This window comes from Neobacillus paridis (genome assembly GCF_016765675.1).
GTDB lineage: Bacteria > Bacillota > Bacilli > Bacillales > Cytobacillaceae > Neobacillus > Neobacillus paridis.
Genome location: NZ_JAESWB010000325.1, coordinates 1 through 529 on the forward strand (window position 1 = coordinate 1; position 529 = coordinate 529).

The 529-nt window shown below is 67.7% G+C and carries 1 protein-coding gene; it reads right to left on the minus strand.

Features of this window, described 5'->3' with window-relative positions; translation table 11 throughout:
• The coding region (locus JK635_RS29055; RefSeq protein WP_202655591.1) for a hypothetical protein at nt 1-529 on the minus strand (529 nt) is incomplete at both ends.

Sequence of the window (529 nt, forward strand, 5' to 3'; positions counted from 1 at the left end):
CCTCCAGCGACAGCACCCGGCCGACGATGAGCGCCTTGGACATCAGCAGCGCCAGGAGCGTGAGCGCAAACAGCCGCAATGCCGGCTTGCCGGGGCGGGCCAGCAGCAGGAACATCGCAGCCATGCTGGTAAGCAGGCAGGCATAGGTCAGCAATTGCGACATGACGATGAGCCGCGGGTCGCGCAGCGCATGCCATAGGCCGGACAGGGCGCGCCGTAGATGGCTTATATCCAGGGTCGGCACCAGCGGGCTGGTCTGCGACAGCAGCCACAGGCCGACAATCACCAGCCCGGTATTGGCCAGCGCGCCGTGCCGGAACCAGCGGTCTCGCCATGCCAGCGCCAACGCACCCGACAGCGTATGCCGCAGCATGGTGCCGGCCAGCAGGGCGCCCATGGCGCTGCCCAGCCCATTCATCGCGATGTCGACCAGCGAAGCGACCCGCGCCGGATTGAACTGCTGCAGGCACTCCATGGCCGTGCTGAGCCCGATTCCCATGGCGGTCGCAAGCAGCGCCGCCCTTCTTGC